3 protein-coding genes are annotated in these 1,107 nt (G+C 32.5%); all 3 read left to right on the forward strand.

The window, feature by feature from the left end; translation table 11 throughout:
* The coding region (locus PX484_RS26020; RefSeq protein ID WP_287168939.1) for a transposase at positions 1 to 92 on the forward strand (92 nt) is incomplete at its 5' end.
* Positions 93 to 225: 133 nt separating this feature from the next.
* The gene (locus PX484_RS11390; protein WP_002780147.1) at positions 226 to 516 is read left to right on the forward strand and encodes a UPF0175 family protein; all 291 of its coding nucleotides are present in this window, start codon (positions 226 to 228) and stop codon (positions 514 to 516) included.
* A complete protein-coding gene (locus tag PX484_RS11395; protein ID WP_002802059.1) occupies positions 500 to 994 on the forward strand; it encodes a PIN domain-containing protein in 495 nt (164 codons plus the stop codon). Before PX484_RS11390 ends, PX484_RS11395 begins: the two co-directional genes overlap by 17 nt.
* Positions 995 to 1,107 lie beyond the last annotated feature (113 nt).

Consider the following 1,107-nt stretch of genomic DNA (forward strand, 5'->3'; position numbering starts at 1 on the left):
AACTGAAGGTGATTAAAAGGAGAGGCTATGGATTTAGAAACTTTAAAAACTTTAGTCTTAGATGTTTATTAAATTGGCATTTTGCTAGTTGATTTTACATGGTAAGTTCGGAAGAACCTAAACAACTAAAGAGAACAATATAGAGAATCTTAATTATCAACCATCAATTAATTAGCGATATTATTCCTGCTAAAATCAAGAAAAACAAATTATCTTTAAACACTCATGAGCATTAATGTAACATTTCCCGAAGAACTCCTCATTGCTGCCAGAGAAGAAAAAGAAGCATTCTCTCGTAAAGTCATAATTTATACATTAGGGCATCTTTATCAAGAAGGAAAAATTTCAGCAGGAATCGGCGCACAAGTATTAGGATGCGATAAATATACATTTTATACACTTCTCTCTGAGTATGGTTTTTCCATTATTGATTACACAGCAGAAGAATGGGAATCAGAAATACAAACCAGCCGTAAATTAGCCAAAAAAATCAAAGAGAATGAAGATAATTGTTAATTCTACACCGATCATCGCCTTATCTTTGATTAATCAATTAGATCTTCTTAATCAGCTATTTAATGAAGTGATTATTCCTTGGGCAGTTTATCAAGAAATTGTCATCGCTGGAGATAATAAACCGGGGGCAAAAGAACTCAAAAATGCCAATTGGATTCAAGTTCAAGAAGTTGCATCATCATCTCCTCTTGAACCGCTATTACTAGGATTAGATCGAGGAGAATTAGAAGTTATTCTCTTGGCAATTTCAATCAAGCCAGACTGGGTAATTATAGATGAGAAATTAGCAAGAAGAGTTGCCAAAGCTATGGAATTACCCGTCAAAGGAACATTAGGAATTCTCTTGGTTGGTTTTTATGCAGGTTATCTATCTAAACAAGAAATTTTAGATTTATCACAACAGTTAGTTGATTATGTAATTCGTATTAGTTCTCCGATTCTTAATTGGCTAAAAACAGAATTAGACAATGATCATTAATATCAAATCAATGCAAAATAAACTACCATGAAACAACTAATCGTACACATTCGTGACCAAGAAAAAGCAGAAACACTCTCTAAAATTTTAACTGCTTTAGATTTTGTTGACTC

This window comes from Microcystis sp. M49636_WE2 (genome assembly GCF_030065375.1).
Taxonomy (GTDB): Bacteria; Cyanobacteriota; Cyanobacteriia; order Cyanobacteriales; family Microcystaceae; genus Microcystis; species Microcystis aeruginosa_C.

Coding starts and splice junctions, on each gene's coding strand:
- PX484_RS11390 (WP_002780147.1), top strand. CDS start 226: ATGAGCATTAATGTAACATTTCCCGAAGAACTCCTCATTGCTGCCAGA.
- PX484_RS11395 (WP_002802059.1), top strand. CDS start 500: ATGAAGATAATTGTTAATTCTACACCGATCATCGCCTTATCTTTGATT.